Origin of the sequence: Aneurinibacillus sp. Ricciae_BoGa-3 (assembly GCF_028421645.1) — a bacterium.
In the GTDB taxonomy this organism is placed as follows: Bacteria; Bacillota; Bacilli; order Aneurinibacillales; family Aneurinibacillaceae; genus Aneurinibacillus_B.
The window spans coordinates 1,569,992-1,586,825 of the sequence record NZ_CP116887.1; the positions used below are offsets into that span (position 1 = coordinate 1,569,992).

12 protein-coding genes and 3 pseudogenes are annotated in these 16,834 nt (G+C 45.3%); all 15 read left to right on the plus strand.

Annotated features, from left to right (window positions below; genetic code table 11):
- Window positions 1–229: 229 nt before the first annotated feature.
- The 15 genes and pseudogenes from PP175_RS08085 (at window position 230) to PP175_RS08155 (ending at window position 16,809) form a co-directional block, all read left to right on the plus strand.
- Window positions 230–1,186 (plus strand): ROK family glucokinase, encoded by a 957-nt coding sequence (locus PP175_RS08085; RefSeq protein ID WP_272442260.1) that lies wholly within the window; start codon window positions 230–232, stop codon window positions 1,184–1,186.
- 17 nt (window positions 1,187–1,203) lie between these two features.
- Complete coding sequence (gene pfkA, locus PP175_RS08090) at window positions 1,204–2,163, plus strand: 6-phosphofructokinase (RefSeq protein ID WP_272442261.1); 960 nt, start codon at window positions 1,204–1,206, stop codon at window positions 2,161–2,163.
- A gap of 688 nt (window positions 2,164–2,851) precedes the next feature.
- Window positions 2,852–2,998: pseudogene (locus tag PP175_RS29705) on the plus strand (response regulator); the annotation flags it as partial.
- Window positions 2,999–3,393: 395 nt separating this feature from the next.
- The gene (locus PP175_RS08100) at window positions 3,394–3,738 is read left to right on the plus strand and encodes a hypothetical protein (protein WP_272442262.1); all 345 of its coding nucleotides are present in this window, start codon (window positions 3,394–3,396) and stop codon (window positions 3,736–3,738) included.
- Window positions 3,739–4,260: 522 nt separating this feature from the next.
- Entirely contained in the window at window positions 4,261–4,683 is a 423-nt protein-coding gene (locus PP175_RS08105) for a DUF1284 domain-containing protein (protein WP_272442263.1), read from the plus strand.
- Between the two features lie 383 nt (window positions 4,684–5,066).
- The gene (locus PP175_RS08110; RefSeq protein ID WP_272442264.1) at window positions 5,067–6,032 is read left to right on the plus strand and encodes a nucleotide sugar dehydrogenase; all 966 of its coding nucleotides are present in this window, start codon (window positions 5,067–5,069) and stop codon (window positions 6,030–6,032) included.
- A 286-nt stretch (window positions 6,033–6,318) separates the two neighbouring features.
- A pseudogene (gene galT / locus PP175_RS08115) lies at window positions 6,319–7,305 on the plus strand (galactose-1-phosphate uridylyltransferase).
- Window positions 7,302–8,478: pseudogene (locus PP175_RS08120) on the plus strand (galactokinase). The pseudogenes galT and PP175_RS08120 overlap by 4 nt, the downstream one beginning before the upstream one ends.
- A complete protein-coding gene (galE, locus tag PP175_RS08125) occupies window positions 8,466–9,455 on the plus strand; it encodes a UDP-glucose 4-epimerase GalE (protein WP_272442265.1) in 990 nt (329 codons plus the stop codon). The pseudogene PP175_RS08120 and the gene galE overlap by 13 nt, the downstream one beginning before the upstream one ends.
- A 141-nt stretch (window positions 9,456–9,596) precedes the next feature.
- Window positions 9,597–11,339 (plus strand): phospho-sugar mutase, encoded by a 1,743-nt coding sequence (locus PP175_RS08130; protein ID WP_272442266.1) that lies wholly within the window; start codon window positions 9,597–9,599, stop codon window positions 11,337–11,339.
- Between the two features lie 177 nt (window positions 11,340–11,516).
- Complete coding sequence (gene glcT / locus PP175_RS08135; RefSeq protein WP_272442267.1) at window positions 11,517–12,377, plus strand: glucose PTS transporter transcription antiterminator GlcT; 861 nt, start codon at window positions 11,517–11,519, stop codon at window positions 12,375–12,377.
- Window positions 12,378–12,508: 131 nt separating this feature from the next.
- Window positions 12,509–14,458, plus strand: coding sequence for a glucose-specific PTS transporter subunit IIBC (gene ptsG / locus PP175_RS08140; RefSeq protein WP_272442268.1), 1,950 nt, complete (start codon window positions 12,509–12,511; stop codon window positions 14,456–14,458).
- A 21-nt stretch (window positions 14,459–14,479) separates the two neighbouring features.
- Window positions 14,480–14,737 (plus strand): HPr family phosphocarrier protein, encoded by a 258-nt coding sequence (locus PP175_RS08145; RefSeq protein WP_272442269.1) that lies wholly within the window; start codon window positions 14,480–14,482, stop codon window positions 14,735–14,737.
- 19 nt (window positions 14,738–14,756) lie between these two features.
- Window positions 14,757–16,496 carry a phosphoenolpyruvate--protein phosphotransferase gene (gene ptsP, locus PP175_RS08150; protein ID WP_442870458.1) on the plus strand — a complete coding sequence of 580 codons (1,740 nt, stop codon included), beginning with the start codon at window positions 14,757–14,759 and terminating at the stop codon, window positions 16,494–16,496.
- Window positions 16,497–16,626: 130 nt separating this feature from the next.
- Window positions 16,627–16,809, plus strand: a complete 183-nt coding sequence (locus tag PP175_RS08155; protein WP_272442270.1) for a hypothetical protein — start codon at window positions 16,627–16,629, stop codon at window positions 16,807–16,809.
- Window positions 16,810–16,834: the final 25 nt, after the last annotated feature.

Genomic DNA, 16,834 nt, shown 5'->3' on the forward strand with positions numbered 1-16,834 from the left:
CATTTTGACTCTGTCGGGACAGAAAATATACATAAGGGACTTTTTGTGTCCCGTTAGTTTCAACAGCAGCACGTGCAGCTTAAGCTTATGCCTGACTGCAGCTGAGGCCATGGCCAGCATTGTTGGAGCCGGCGGCTAACCTAAGTTTTCTAAAGCTGCATGCGGTGAAGGCAAGCAAAAGTAGGGCACATTAAGAACAAGAAGGTTACTGAAATAAGGAGGTGTTCCTGTGTATCTATGCTTTGACCTAGGCGGCACAAACATAAAAGCAGGAATTATAGATGAGGTAGGTAATATCCATATTAAAAAGAACATTCCGACAAAGGTTGAAGGAAATCTTGAAGGCGTTCTCCAGCAGTTTAAAGAAATTGCGGAAATGCTGATACAGGAAACAAACATAAACTCCGAACAAATACGGGGTATTGGCCTTGGCGTTCCCGGGTTTGTCGAGATGGAAGAGGGATTTATTACGGAAGCGGTCAATCTCGGATGGCATGACGTACCCATTAGCAAAAAACTCGCGGAGTACGTCCATTATCCATCCTTTGTGATTAATGATGCCAATGCCGCAGCACTCGGTGAGATGTGGCGGGGGGCAGGGCAGAACCATAAAGATCTGCTTTGCATTACGCTTGGAACGGGGATTGGCGGCGGCGTCATTGTTAATGGACGCATTCATAACGGTACCGGTGGATACGCCGGCGAAATCGGGCATATCCATGTTAAACAGGATGGCCGGCAGTGCAACTGCGGTAAAATCGGGTGTCTGGAAACAGAGGCGTCCGCTAATGCCCTTGCTTATTATGGGGAAAAGGCAGCTGCTGATGGAGAATCTGCGCTTCTTGCCTCGATTAGAGAAAAAACAGGCAGCGTAACGAGCAAAGATGTGGTGGATGCTGCCCGGCAGGGAGATGCCGCTTCCCTTCGTATTTTAGATACAGCCGCTTATTATCTTGGCCGCACGCTTGCTAACATCTACATGGTTATTGCGCCTAAACGCATCGTAATTGGCGGAGGGCTCGCGGCAGCTGGGGATATTTTATTTGATTTAATCAATAAATGGTTCAATGCGTATTCATTTGAGCATTTAAAAGGGCAACACATTATTTTTCCGGCCGAACTGGGCAACGATGCAGGCATGATTGGACTCGCTAAGCTGGTAGACGCAGGCCTGCAAACTTCTTAAAGGAAAGGGTGCTAAGGATGAAAAAAATCGCGGTTTTGACAAGTGGAGGAGATTCTCCAGGAATGAACGCTGCTATTCGCGCCGTTGTGCGGCGCGGACTTTCCCTTAACATGGAGGTATACGGCATATACCATGGCTACACAGGCTTAATGAATGGACATATTGAATTAATGACAGCGGGGAGTGTGGGAGATATCATCCACCGGGGCGGAACCATGCTGTACACGGCCCGCAGCCTTGAGTTTAAAACGGAGGAAGGCCAGCAGCGGGGGATCGAGCAATTAAAAGCCAATGGCATTGAAGGCCTGGTTGTCATCGGGGGAGACGGATCGTTCCGGGGCGCCCAGAAATTAGCGCAAAAAGGTTTTCCTACCATCGGCATTCCCGGCACAATTGACAATGATATACCGGGAACGGATTTCACGCTGGGCTTTGATACGGCTGTGAATACGGTTATCGATGCCATTGATAAAATCAGGGATACAGCAACCTCCCATGAGCGTACATATGTGGTTGAAGTTATGGGCCGCCATCGCGGTGATATCGCCCTGTGGTCTGGTTTATCGGGCGGGGCTGAATCCATCCTCACGCCGGAAGTCGACTACGACATAGAAGACATTGTCAAACGATTAATGGAAGGGCACCACCGCGGGAAGAAGCACAGTATTATCATTATCGCCGAAGGTGTATGCCCCGCTTCTGAAATTGGCAAAATTATCGAAGAAAAATCTGGCCTGGAAACACGCGTTACTGTACTTGGCCATGTGCAGCGCGGCGGATCTCCGTCTGCATTTGACCGGATGCTGGGCAGTCGCCTGGGAGCTAAGGCCGTAGACCTCTTGCTCGCCGGAGAAGCGGGGAAGATGGTGGGAATTTCAAAAAACGAAATCACTGCCGTGGATTTTGATGACGTGTTTAATGGAAAACTGCCTGTAGACACGGAAATGTATGAAATAAGCAAAAGCCTATCCATCTAGGATCATACCCGCTTGAGCGTGGTTCTTCTGCTTTGAAAACGGCAGTACGTGTAATCTGCTGTGCCGGCCCGCGTTGCCTCCGCTTCGGAAGTGCCGCGGGTTTTTTTGTCGTATAGGAAAGATATTTTACTTTAACGTGTTGAAGTGCGTTGAGCGATTTTTTAAATGGGACCTCCGGTCCCGAAACCCCTAAGGAAAAATAAATTACTTGGAGATTTTTTCAAAAATTATGTAGAGAAGAAATATGCGAGTGTGCAACAAAATAACTAAATTTTTGACCAAACGATAAATGTCGCATCTAGTTGGCTCAAACAAAAGAAAAATAGATAGAATTTAACATCCTGCCAAAAAGGGCGGTTGAGTCTCATAGGAGGAGTGTGTCGAAATAGGATATACAAATAAAAAAACAGGTGAAAAAATTTACCCACAAATAAACTTTTAAAAGTCCCACTCGGTAAGGAGTGGGCAATTCAGGTACAGCCACCCCAGCAGAAGCGAGAGTAAGCAATTTTTTCATTGGTGACACTCCTTTAATATCTTGTTTTATTTGGAACAGTCATTACTGTAGACAGGAATGATGAAAAAACGGTTAGATCATTCAAGCAATCAATTTTATGTAAGGGGTGGTTTTTTTGAACATACTTTTGGCGGAAGATGATATGCGCCTTGGTGAACTTATTAAGTATACGGATATTACAAAGCCGTGATTATGCTTACAGCAAGAAACGACGTTGAAAATCGCATTAAGGGATTGGATGCGGGAGCTGATGACTATATCGTAAAGCCATTCCAAGTCGATGAACTTATTGCCAGGATACGATCTATAGTACGTCGTCGGTCACTAAAGGGGAATCATTCTTAAAAGACACTTTGTGCATGCGCAAAACTTATTTCTGATGTGAGCAACAACGTATGCTTTAGATAATGCAGTTTTGAAAGAGCTAAAACGAGGATGGAACAATGGGTTTCTACGATGGTAACCCCCCTAACAGGCACTAGTTGGACAAAATAGTTCGTCACTGTTACTTTATCTGGATTTGTTGGAGAAGGGACAACTATAGCTGGAGGGAGTAAATATGAAAGCTAAAATTGAATTCGAATCACAACAGGGGATTATGAAGACCTTCTTTTAAAATATGGAAAGAATAAAGCGACATTCTCTATCTTGTCATCCCTTGCCCATGAGTTAATGCATTATTAGTTATTGGAACAATACGGCATGAAGGATAGGTGTTTAGCATAAAATATCAATGGCGAATTACAAAATATAATCCGGAATATCGAAATGATACTGGGATTTATAAAAAGGAAGAATGGACATCTTTTTATGATATTGGAGATTTAATTGGCGATTTTGATGAAATATCAGTAGAAAATACACCATTGCTATCTAGACTAATTCTTAGAGAACATCTATGGTGTAAGTTAGAATATGAATCCGAGTTCTTCGTTCATTTTGGATACGATTACTATATGTACGTAGGTAGTTCAATACAATGCAAAGACACAATCAAAAAAATTACAAAGGAATTTAACCTCTTTGTAGAGCATTTTAATTCTCCTCATCTAGATTAATTTTTTATCACAAGAAATGGAAGCTCTTCTTCTAACATATTCAACTTTGTCGAGTAAAAATTGACTTAGAAGAGTTTGTATTTCTTGGCTATTTTCGTTTATTTCCCCAAGCCCATAAGCAATCTGCCACCTTGCATCGTGGTCTGGAAAAGAGACTGCGTGCTGTGCAATAGATATTAATTGGCTTGGTTTTTCTATCAAAGTATCAATAATTATTTCAGACTCGTTGTCCCTCGCTAAAATATATAGAAATTCAAGTAGTAGGTCTGAACTCCATTTCTCAACAGAAGTATCCTTTATTATAGATAACGCTTGATTTGTTCATTTGGACCCTAACCTTAAGCAAGTGTGTCTTCGGAGTGGTTTTTGTCTTTTAATACAGGGAATGGGTGATATTGTTTCTTTTATTAATAACAAATACTTGATATCATAAAACCAAATTAAACATTTTAAAGTTAATCCTAATTAAGGGATAAGACAGAATATCTGAACAAGCCTACATTATGATGGGCGGTTGAAAATATGCAATTAAGAGGACATCATTTATTATGTTTATTGGGATTCCAAGGACATGGATACTCTGCAAGCTTTATTGAGAAGATGGATGAATTGTCAATGAAATATCAGGATCCGGATCAAGATTTTCCAATAAAAATCACATCTCATGCAGATCAGATTTGTAGAAGCTGTCCTTTTGTTAAAGGCAAAAATTGTGGAATCAATCCTATCGTTGATCAGAAACTACGAGAAATGGATCAACGAATTTTACATCATCTTGGCCTACAGTCTGAACATACTTATAATAAAGCATTTGTATTGGCGAGAATATCGAAAACTGTTAAACCTAATGATTTGGATGTTTTATGTAAGGGGTGTGTTTGGAAGAAATATGGTGTATGCAAAGAAGCAATTGATGAATTGAATAAAGAGTTACCCCAAAACTAAGGCGCAACATATCAACAGCAGGGTTGACGCCAGCTCACATCTATGGGCGGACGCCTTGATTAAGCTGGCGCTTGATTTCAATACGATTCACCAGTTTGATAAAGAGACCAAGCTGGCTTTATTTTAAATGAAAACTTGAAAGAGTGTCCCGAAAGTTTGCCTTTTGGGACACTCTTTTTGTGACGCATCCATTACGCTATATGGTGCTAACTTTTAGAAAAACTTTTCTTGAAGATTGTATTCATTTCTTTTAACTGCGCTTCATAGTTAGAAAATCCCACTCTAAAAACAACATTCCTTCATCACATGATAAATCCCGTTTAAATATTATATGTTAACAAGTGTTTGCTGCTGGTGATCAATATCACCAAGGAGGGTCTAAGATGATGACAAACAAAAATCCTATTCGCGTTACAGTCATCGGATTGGGCTATGTCGGACTTCCCCTCGCTCTTCTGTTAGCTGATAAGCATCATATAGTTTATGGGATTGATTTGGACCCTATCAAGATTCAATCTTTGAAAAAAGGTGCCAGTTATATCGAGGGTATTTCAGGAAAGACAATTTCTAATCATCTGGATTCCAAACGTTTGGTGGTAACAAGCAGCTATGAACCCATTGAAAAAGCAAATGTCGTGGCGATATGTGTTCCAACCCCACTAGCGTCATCTGATGAGCCAGACCTTCAGTACTTAATTGATGCTGGCGATAAAATAGGAGCCCGCTTACGCCAACAATCCCTTGTTATTCTCGAATCGTCAACTTATCCTGGTACCACAAGAAATGTACTTCTGCCATTATTAGAAAGAGATGGGAAAAAGGCCGGAACGGATTTTTATTTAGGGTATTCACCAGAACGGATTGATCCCGGATCTCCTCTGTCTCTGTCAGTTATTCCTAAAATCGTTAGTGGGATTACCGAAAAATGCCAAAAAATCATTTATGATTTCTATCGTAAAATTTTCTTAAATGTAACATTATTTTCCACCCCTGAAGCAGCAGAGCTTACCAAGCTTTTAGAAAATAGCTATCGTTTTGTCAATATTTCCTTTATTAATGAGTTTGCATTTTTCTGTGACATGCTGCAAGTCAACGTATGGGAAATAATCGAAGCGGCCAAAACAAAGCCTTTTGGCTTTTCCGCTTTTTACCCCGGTCCCGGAGCCGGAGGACACTGTATCCCGGTTGATCCCATATACTTATCGTGGAAAGCTAAGGAAATTGGTATGTCTTCCTTATTGATTGAAGCGGCCGATATGATGAATAAGAAAATGCCGAAGTATATTGTGGAAAAAGTGAAAAAGCTGCTTTCAACAGAGGATCTGTCCTCAGAGATCAATGTTCTTTAATGTATTGCTTATGGAAGCTGGGAATCACTGCAAATCCAATTAAAGTGGGAAATCAAATACGCATCAACCCTTATTTAAATTTTTATAATCAGCATGGATTATAACAGCTGCTGCAACCAATATCCCAATGGAGACGAAGAAAAGAAAAAAGCGTTTATAACCCCTTCTCATTTGAAGTATTATTAATTAAATCAATTAATAATGTTAATGGCTGGGGTACATGTTGTTTTAGACTTACATAAAGATATCTTCCCCCGTTAGCTTTTATAAATAGAGGAGGGGTAGAATGGCTGAACTGCGTTATAATCCGCTTCTTGATGATTGGACAATGGTGGCTTCCCACCGCCAAAACCGGCCGAATATGCCGAAGGATTTTTGCCCATTTTGTCCGGGATCGGGTAAAGTGCCTGACCAGTATACCGTTCATAAATACGATAATGATTTTCCAGCCTTAATGCCTGACCCGCCTGAACCGGACCCGGTAGGCTCCGAATTGTACCGAACAGCCAAAGCTTTTGGCAAGTGCGAAGTCATTCTGTATTAGCCCGAGCATACCACCACGCTGCCGCAGCTGTCGCTTGGGCATATCGAACAGCTTATTGATTTGTGGGTGGAGCGGTTTGTTGAGCTCGGCAAAGATCCAAAAAATAAATATGTGATGATTTTTGAGAACCGCGGGCAAGCATGCGGAGTTACCATGCCCCATCCACATGGACAAATTTATGCCTATTCCCAAATGCCGCTAAAAATTCGCACGGAACTTAATAGCTGCCGTGCCCACCATGGTAAGACGGGCAGTTGCCTGATATGCGATATGAACCGAGAAGAGAAAGCGTTCCAACAGCGGGTCATTTTTGAAAACGCTCATTTCATTGCATACCTGCCATTTTTTACCGATTATCCATATGGATTGTTTATTGTAAGCAAGCCCCATAAAACAGCACTCAGCGATTTTACAGCCGAGGAAAATAGTAGCCTGGCAGAAATGCTTAAAAGCATGACAGGTGCAATGGATACGCTGTTTGACCGTTTATTCCCGTATATGATGGTTATTCATCAGCGGCCGGTGAATGGCGAGGATGTAGAAGCATTTTACCATTTTCATATTGAATTTTATCCGCCGCTGCGCGACGCCAATCGCATTAAATATTACGCTTCATCCGAAATGGGGGCCTGGGCGGCCTGCAATCCGAAGGCGATTGAGGAAACGGCCGAGGAACTCCGGGAGGCATTTACCCGATATCAGGCGAAAGAAAGCAGGGGTAAGGGATGAAAACGCTAATAGAACGATTTGATCAAATCTATGGCCACTGTGAAACTTCACCCCGCCTATTTTTTGCTCCGGGGCGGGTGAATTTAATCGGCGAACATACCGACTACACAGGTGGGTATGTTCTGCCGGCCGCCCTTTCGCATGGCACATGGGCGGTGGTGCGTCCGCGGCAGGATGGGCTTTTCCGTTTCGCTTCCAACGGGTTTGACGTCACAGCAGAAATTAATGTAAGCGATTTCGAATACCGTGCACAGGATGACTGGGCGAATTACCCCAAGGGCGTGATCAACCAGTTTATGAAGAGGGGATACGTCCCCCGCGGGTGCGATATGCTGTTTCACGGCAATGTTCCCAATGGTGCCGGCCTTTCCTCTTCCGCCTCCATCGAGCTTGTCACTGGGGTCGCTATTAATAGCCTGGAAGAATGGAATATCCAAATGATAGAGCTTGTGCAAATGGCTCAGATGGCCGAAAATAGTTTTGTAGGTGTGAACTGCGGTATCATGGATCAATTTGCTGTAGGGATGGGCCGCAAAGGCAGCGCGATGATGCTGAAATGTGATTCGCTTGCTTACCGATATGTTCCGCTCGAACTTGAAGGATATTCGCTGGTAATTACGAATTCTAACAAAAGACGCGGGCTCGCGGATTCCAAATATAACGAGCGCCGCGCCGAATGTGAAGCGGGTTTTGAAGCCATCAAGCCCTATACGGAAGCGAAAACACTTGGGGATGTTACGCTGGAAGAGTGGCGCAGCGTTCGCGATCATGTAGTGGACGGGACCATTCGCCGCAGGCTGGATCATGTGATAACGGAAAATGCAAGGGTGCTTTCTACCATACAGGCCCTCGAAGCGGGCAATACGGTAGAACTTGGTCGTTTAATGCTAGCTTCACATGAATCGCTGCGGGATTTGTTTGAGGTAACAGGCGAACATCTGGATGTTCTCTTTGAAGAAGCGTGCGCAGTTAAGGGATGCATAGGCACCCGCATGACACGCCGGATTTGGCGGCTGTACGGTAAGTCTTGTCCAGGCTGATTCAGTGGATGCCTTTAAAGAGAAAGTGAAAACAGGCTATCAAGCGAAAACAGGGCTCGTCCCCGACTTTTACATTTGTGAAATTGGCGAGGGCGCCCGTGAAGTAGGAGAGGTGCAGGAATGGCAATTCTAGTAACAGGCGGAGCCGGATATATCGGCAGCCACACCGTAGTAGAGTTACTGGCACACGGTGAACAAGTGGTAGTGATTGACAATCTTCAGAAAGGGCATGCGCAGGCGGTCCAGACTCCAGTATTTTATAAAGGGGATATCCGTGACCGGGAGCTGCTTGATCAGGTATTCCGGGAGAATAAGATTGAAGCGGTTGTTCACTTTGCCGCGGATTCCTTAGTAGGGGAGAGTGTCCAGGAGCCGCTTAAGTATTACGACAACAATGTGATAGCCGCGCATACGCTGCTGACGAAGATGATTGAACATAATGTGAAGAAAATCGTGTTTTCCTCTACAGCTGCCACCTACGGGGAACCGGAAAAAGTGCCGATTGTGGAGACAGACGCGACAAATCCGACCAGCCCGTACGGGGAGACCAAGCTGGCCATTGAAAAAATGCTGAAGTGGTGCGACCGCGCTTATGGACTGAAAAGCATTGCGCTGCGTTATTTTAATGTGGCAGGTGCCCACCCAGACGCCCGGATAGGCGAAGATCATACACCTGAAAGCCATCTAATCCCCATTATTCTGCAGGTAGCATTAGGCCAGCGGGAAGCCATTTCCGTATTCGGCGAAGATTATCCCACAGAAGATGGGACCTGCATCCGTGATTATATTCACGTAATGGACCTGGCTAACGCCCACTGGCTGGCGTTAAACAGGCTCCGTGAAAAAGGGGAAAGCGGCATCTATAATCTGGGCAACGGTACAGGTTTCTCCGTTAAGCAAGTCATTGAAACAGCGCGCTCTGTGACGGGACATCCAATCCCGGCGATTATCGCACAACGAAGGGCAGGAGACCCCGCTGTACTGATTGCATCTTACGAGAAAGCGCAGGCAGAACTGGGCTGGAAGCAGCGCTATAATAGCCTACATGAGATTATTGAAACCGCGTGGAACTGGCATAAGAGCCACCCGCATGGGTACCCCAGGGATTAAATTTGTTATAGCGAAAATCTTGAACATGGATTTTCGCTCATTTTGTTTTTTTCTCGTACTTTTGTTAGCGAGATAGTAAAATAAATAGATAAACAGCAGCCCATAAAACGGGCTGTCATCAAGAATTCAGGAGGTCATTCGATGAGCTGGAAAACAAGCTACGAACGATGGAGCAGCAATCCCTCTTTGCCTGAAGAGTTGAAAGCGGCATTACATGCTCTAAAAGGGGACGAAAAAAAGCTGGAAGACAGTTTTTATAAAAATCTCGAATTCGGCACAGGCGGCATGCGGGGTGAAATCGGGCCGGGTACGAACCGGATGAATGTGTATACCGTCCGAAAAGCTTCCGAAGGGCTGGCCCGTTACATAGAAAGCCAGGGAGCGGAGGCGAAGCGCAGAGGCGTCGCCATCGCTTATGATGTCCGTCATAAATCCAGGGAATTTGCTCTTGAAGCAGCCCTAACTTTAGGCAGGCATGGGATTCAGACATATCTGTTTGACGATATACGGCCGACTCCGGTACTCTCTTTTGCGGTACGCCACTTAAACGCATACGCCGGCATTGTCGTTACTGCCAGCCATAATCCTCCTGAATATAACGGATACAAAGTGTATGGGCCGGATGGCGGCCAGCTGCCGCCCGATGCTGCTGATGAAGTGATTCGCTATGTAGCCAGTGTGGAAGATGAACTGCTTATTGAAGTTGCGGATGAGGACGAGCTGACAAGGGCCTTTTCTCTTAAGCGAATTGGCAGAGAGATCGATGAAGCTTATATTGAACAAGTTAAGTCTATCTCGCTTAATCCTTCACTGATTAAACAGACGGAAAAGAACCTTAAAATCGTCTTTACTCCGTTGCATGGGACGTCCAACAAACCGGTTCGCGAAGCGCTGCAGGCTTTCGGCTTTTCCAACGTAACCATTGTCACGGAACAGGAAAAGCCTGATCCGAATTTTTCAACGGTGACATCGCCAAATCCAGAGGAACATGCTGCATTCGAGTTGGCCATTCGCTACGGGAAAGAGATCGATGCGGACCTCTTGCTCGGCTGTGACCCGGACACGGACCGCATGGGGGCTGTCGTCAAGAATTTGGACGGAGAATATGTGGTCCTCACAGGCAACCAGACAGGTGCCCTCCTTCTGCAGTACATTCTGACACAGCGGCAGGGCCGAGGGGACCTGCCGGCAAATGGTGTGGTCATTAAAACGATTGTGACATCAGAGATAGGCCGGACCATTGCCGCCCGTTTTGGGCTTGAGACGATCGACACGCTTACAGGTTTCAAGTTCATAGGGGAAAAAATCAAGGAGTTTGAGGAGAACAAAGAACGAGTATTCCTGTTTGGATACGAAGAGAGCTATGGTTATCTTGTGGGTGATTTCGTACGTGACAAGGATGCGGTGCAGGCCTGCGCCTTGACTGCAGAAGTCGCCGCTTATTACAAATCACGCGGCTTAACGCTGTATGAAGGACTCCTTGAAATTTTTAACACATATGGTTTTTATCAAGAAGGCCTGAAGTCGCTTACCTTAAAAGGGCTCGAAGGCATCCAGCAAATCGCCTCTGTTCTCAATCAATTCCGGGCTGAGCCTCCCGCTGTGATTGCGGGTAAACAAGTATCCATCATTGAGGATTATAAAAAAGGTATCCGGACGTTTATTACAATGGGCCAGGATGAGGCGATCGATCTTCCTGCTTCAGATGTATTGAAATACATACTTGAAGATGGCTCCTGGTTCTGCCTTCGCCCTTCAGGGACTGAACCTAAGCTGAAATTTTACTTCGGCGTGCAGGAGAGGAGCCTGCAAGAGAGCATAAATTCGCTTGAAAAACTGCAGGATCAGGTGATGGAGCGGGTTAATAGGTTATTGAAGAAGTAGGGACAAAAACGGACAACCAGATACACGAGGCAAAGGCCGGGAGTGCGTTATCCATTCCCTGGCTTTTTCACTACTCGGGGGATTTCTTTCTTTAAAAATGTTACTTTTGAACTTGATTTTCCAATGGTAAACGTGTATTTTTTGAGAGGGGCTTTGATAGAAAAGGGTGAGACATTCATGAGTAGTGGAAAGCGTTATCAAATAAAAAGGGTCTTGAATAACAACTCACTTGTAGCGCTTGATGAGCAGATGGCAGAAGTGATTTTGCTTGGCAAGGGGATTGGTTTCGACAAGAAAAAGGGTGAATATATTGTTCACGATACAAAAATCGAGAAAGTGTTCGTTCTTTCTTCAGAGGATAAGCGTGAGCAGATGGTCCGTATTTTTGCGGAAACCGATGAAGAGATTATTCAGGCCGTAAATGAATTTATACAGGAAATTGAAAAGAAAATCGATCGCAAGTTTACCGAGAATTTTCTGGTTACCTTAATTGACCACCTTTCCTTTGCCATTAAACGGTTAAAACAAGGGATTCAAATACAGAATCCATTTCTCCATGAAGTTCGCAGTTTGTATGCGCACGAGTACCGTTTGGCCGAGCAGGGCATTCGAACCCTTGAGAAGAGGCTCAACATGGATATACCGGATGATGAAATAGGATTTATTACCCTTCATTTGCACAGTTCACGTACGAACCAGGAACTTGGCAGGATGAACCGGTATTCTCTGCTCATTGCCCGGCTGATAAATGTGATTGAAACCGAACTAGACATTGAAGTGGATAAAACATCTATAGATTATGCGAGGCTTCTTACGCATCTTCGATTTGCCATAGAACGGGCCGAAACCAAGAAGATGCTGGGGGAGAACCATCCGCTAAGCGGTCTATTGCGAACGGAATATCCGGTATGCTATAATCTCAGTTGGAAGCTGGTAAAGATTATGCAGAATGAATTAAGGGTGGAAATTCCCGAGTCGGAAGTCAGTTATCTCACCCTTCATATTCAGCGGATTGTTAACCATATTGATCCTTCTTGATTTCGTGTGACTGATTCGATCAGGCATGAGTAAATTGCTTGCTATTGCGACATCTTAAGTCGTATACCAAGTCATTTGCTCGTGCCTTTTTTACTCTCAGTGGAGTGAAGTTACACGAAGGAGGATTATTCATGTTTAAAAAGGCTTTTCAGGTCCTGCAGCAGGTCGGCCGCGCCTTAATGACACCGGTTGCAGTGCTTCCTGCGGCCGGACTGCTGCTTCGTTTCGGTGACAGGGATCTGTTGAATATGCCGGTCGTAAAGAACGCTGGCGGTGTTATTTTCGACAACCTCCCCCTGATTTTCGCTGTCGGAGTCGCCATTGGTTTCGCGGGGGGAGATGGTGTAGCAGCCCTCGCCGCTGTAATTGGCTTTCTAGTGCTAACCCAGACGTTAGATAATATGGGGGCAATGATGCACCTGCACCCGCCATATAAAGGTGCTGAGCACTTAATCAACATGGGGGTCTTCGGCGGTATTCTTATAGGCCTTACAGCTGCGATTCTTTATAAACGCTTCTATAATATTAAGCTGCATCCAGTGCTTGGTTTTTTTGCCGGAAAGCGTTTTGTTCCAATTGTTACTGCGTTTACTGCCCTGATTCTTGGCGTGATTTTGGCCTTTATCTGGCCGACTATCCAGAAGGGAATTGATGCAGCAAGCTTATGGGTTATGCATTCCGCAGCCGGACCTTTCTTTTTTGGATTTATCCAGCGTTTGCTGATTCCATTCGGTCTGCACCATATCTTCCAAACTCCATTCTACTTTACTATGGGTACATACCTTGACCCGGCTACCAATAAGGTTGTAACGGGTGATATGGCCCGTTTCTTCGCAGGTGACCCAACGGCAGGCCGATTCATGGCGGGACTGTTCCCTTACATGATATTCGGCCTGCCGGCAGCAGCCCTGGCGATCATTCACGAGGCACGCCCCGAACGGCGCAAAGCCGTATCAGGCATCCTTGTTTCAGCCGGCCTGACTTCCATGCTGACTGGGATTACAGAACCGGTTGAATTCTCGTTCTTATTTGTAGCACCGGCATTATTTTTCGTCCATGCCGTGCTGGCTGGTCTTTCATTTACTGTGCTGGATATGCTGCATGTCCGTGATGGCTATACGTTCTCAGGCGGAGCCATCGACTACATTCTGAATTGGGGAAAAGCGACACATCCGGCTTACATTATACCTGTGGGAATTGTGTTTGGCTTGTTGTACTATTTTATGTTCCGCTTTGCCATTCGCAAGTGGGATCTTAAAACCCCAGGCAGGGAACCGGAAGAAGAGTTGCAGGATAACAGGGGACCGGTCAAAGCAGGCAGCCAGGCTGCGGGCATTCTTGCGGCGTTTGGCGGGAAGGATAACTTAACAAACCTTGATGCTTGCATTACCCGCCTGCGTATTACCGTTAAAGACCCGAAGCAAGTAGACAAACAGCAATTAAAAAACCTGGGAGCCACTGGGGTGCTGGAGATGGGAAATAACTTTCAGGCCATCTATGGCACTCAGTCCGATGCGCTGAAAGAACAGATGAAAGCGATCATAAGCGGGGAAGATCCTGGGGAAGCACAGGCCACGGCCATTAAGGAGCAAGTGCCGGCTGATGTTCCGATGACAGTGGCGGGAACCGAATTTATTGTGGCCCCCATAACCGGAGAAGTGATTGATATAACAGAAGTGCCCGATCAGGTATTTGCGGGCAAAATGATGGGGGATGGATTTGCCATTAAACCCTCAGAAGGCAAACTGGTATCACCTGTGAAAGGAAAGGTCATCAACGCTTTTCCAACGAAGCACGCAGTCGGTATAATGTCGGACACCGGTGTGGAAATTCTTCTGCATGTGGGTATAGATACAGTGAAACTCAATGGTGAAGGTTTTGAACTGCTAGTTGAAGAAAATCAGCGGGTTGAGGTGGGAACACCTCTGCTCAACATTGACCTGGCCTTTATCGAAGCTCACGCCCCATCATCTATTACACCTGTGGTCTTTACAAACTTGAAGGAAAATCAGATAGTTAAAGTGACAAGCCGGGATGCAACGGCCGGCCAAACAGAAGTGGCAGCCATAGAAACTACTTAATATCTCTAGGAGGCATTTATCATGGAAAAAGTATTTACTGTTAAAAACCCATCAGGACTTCACGCACGACCTGCAACATTGCTTGTTCAAAAAGCAAGCTCTTTCCCTTGCGAAGTCACCATCGTTAAAGGGGATAAAAACATCAACGCAAAAAGCATTATGGGTGTAATGTCCCTTGGTATCAGACAGGGTGAACAATTGAAAGTCATTACAAGCGGCGAACAGGAGCAGGAAGCTCTCAATGCTGTAGGAGAAATTCTAGAGACGGTTTTTGAATAAGGGAGATGAACAGCTGATTATGGAATGGAAGGGAATTGCTGCGGCCTCTGGCTATGCCATGGGGCCTGCCTTCCTTTTAAAGGAAGAAAAAGTCACCGTTGCTAAACGTACGCTTAAGCCTGAAGAAGTGGATATGGAAGTTAAGCGTTTTGATGCCAAAGTTCAGCAGGCCATTTCTGAACTGGAAGTCATCAAAGAGAAAGCCCGCCAGAAACTAGGCGATGAAGAAGCCGAAATTTTCTCCGCTCACATCCTTGTACTGCAGGACCCTGAATATACCGGGGCTATCCGGGAGAAAATCAAGTCGGATGCAGTTAACGCGGAAGCCGCGCTTCAGGAAGTTACAGACAACTTTATTATGATTTTTGAAAGCATGGATAACGAATACATGCGGGAGCGAGCTGCCGATATCCGCGATGTTAGCGGACGTGTTCTACAGAGGCTTGCAGGCATTGAAGAGAAGTCTTTAGAGAATTTCTCAGAGCCCGTTGTTCTCATTGCCAATGATTTAACGCCCTCTGATACGGCACAGCTGAACAGGGATAAAGTTGCAGGTTTTGCGACGAATATTGGGGGCAGAACGTCCCACTCGGCCATTATGGCACGTTCTATGGAAATTCCGGCTGTTGTTGGCCTTAAGGGAATTGTTGATGCTGCAAAAGATGGCGATTATCTAATTGTAGATGGAAGCCAGGGGCTGGTTTACATCAATCCATCAGAAGAACTGAAGGCAAGCTATCACGAAAAGCAGAAAAAATATGAAGCCCGGCAGGCCGAGTTTAAAAAACTAAAGGATGAACATTCCATTACAGCAGACGGCCACCGCATCGAACTTGTCTCCAATATTGGCAACCCCCAGGATGCTGTAGGGGCAAAAAGAAACGGGGCAGAAGGAATTGGCCTCTATCGTACGGAATTCCTCTATATGGGCCGCGATAACTTCCCTACAGAGGATGAGCAGTTTGAAGCGTATAAAGCGGTAGCTGAACAGTTTGGCAAGGAAAGCCCGATTGTGATCCGCTCCCTTGATATTGGCGGGGACAAACACCTTCCTTACCTTGAGATGCCTGAAGAAATGAACCCATTCCTCGGCTATCGCGCTATTCGCCTCTGTCTGGATCGCACGGATATTTTTAAAGTTCAGCTGCGGGCTATTCTCCGCGCAAGCGTTTTCGGAAATGTTAAGCTGATGTACCCGATGATTTCTTCTATCACGGAACTTCGCCAGGCAAACCAAGTACTGGCAGAAGTTAAGAATGAACTGCGCGTAGCAAATATTCCATTTAACGATAAAATGGAAGTTGGTATGATGATTGAAATTCCGGCAGCAGCCGTCATTGCCGATCAGCTGGCAAAAGAAGTTGACTTCTTCAGCATCGGCACAAATGATTTGATACAGTACACGATGGCTGCAGACCGCATGAATGAGCGTGTATCCTACCTGTACCAGCCATTTAATCCAGCTGTGCTGCGCTTGATTAACATGGTTATACAGGCGGCTCACAAGGCGGGTAAATGGGCCGGTATGTGCGGGGAAATGGCTGGAAACCTTACAGCAATTCCAATCCTGCTCGGAATGGGCCTGGACGAATTCAGCATGAGCGCGTCTTCCGTGCTGCCTGCTCGCGCTCTTGTTCGCAAGCTTAACCGTGCTGAGTTAACAACACTCGCTGAGAAAGTGCTGGAGATGGAAACGGCAGAAGAAATCAAGCTTTTTGTTGAGGAACAAATAACCGCTATTGCTCAAATTCAGGATTAAACATACGTACATTTTTGTTTAACATTTTTTTAAAAATCCCCGTCAAAAACGGGGATTTTGTTTTGCCTCGAGGTGGGGATGGGTATATAACGTATATCCTGAACTTCTAGAGCAAGGTAGGTGATGCGTAATGAAATGGATTTCAGGCAAATGGCATGCGATTTGGGCTGCGTATCACGCACGTGTCATTGAACGAATGGAGACACCTGAATACGGAAAGAAGTCACCTTTGCGGCAGCATCATTATGATCGTTTTAACCATCATTATAACTTGTGCTGCTCTGTAAAAGGAAAAGGCACGCATGCAGCGTAAGCTATCATAATCTACTCTTTTCCGG

Coding starts and splice junctions, on each gene's coding strand:
- pfkA (WP_272442261.1), top strand. CDS start 1,204: ATGAAAAAAATCGCGGTTTTGACAAGTGGAGGAGATTCTCCAGGAATG.
- PP175_RS08105 (WP_272442263.1), top strand. CDS start 4,261: ATGCAATTAAGAGGACATCATTTATTATGTTTATTGGGATTCCAAGGA.
- PP175_RS08110 (WP_272442264.1), top strand. CDS start 5,067: ATGATGACAAACAAAAATCCTATTCGCGTTACAGTCATCGGATTGGGC.
- galE (WP_272442265.1), top strand. CDS start 8,466: ATGGCAATTCTAGTAACAGGCGGAGCCGGATATATCGGCAGCCACACC.
- PP175_RS08130 (WP_272442266.1), top strand. CDS start 9,597: ATGAGCTGGAAAACAAGCTACGAACGATGGAGCAGCAATCCCTCTTTG.
- glcT (WP_272442267.1), top strand. CDS start 11,517: ATGAGTAGTGGAAAGCGTTATCAAATAAAAAGGGTCTTGAATAACAAC.
- ptsG (WP_272442268.1), top strand. CDS start 12,509: ATGTTTAAAAAGGCTTTTCAGGTCCTGCAGCAGGTCGGCCGCGCCTTA.
- PP175_RS08145 (WP_272442269.1), top strand. CDS start 14,480: ATGGAAAAAGTATTTACTGTTAAAAACCCATCAGGACTTCACGCACGA.
- ptsP (WP_442870458.1), top strand. CDS start 14,757: ATGGAATGGAAGGGAATTGCTGCGGCCTCTGGCTATGCCATGGGGCCT.
- PP175_RS08155 (WP_272442270.1), top strand. CDS start 16,627: ATGAAATGGATTTCAGGCAAATGGCATGCGATTTGGGCTGCGTATCAC.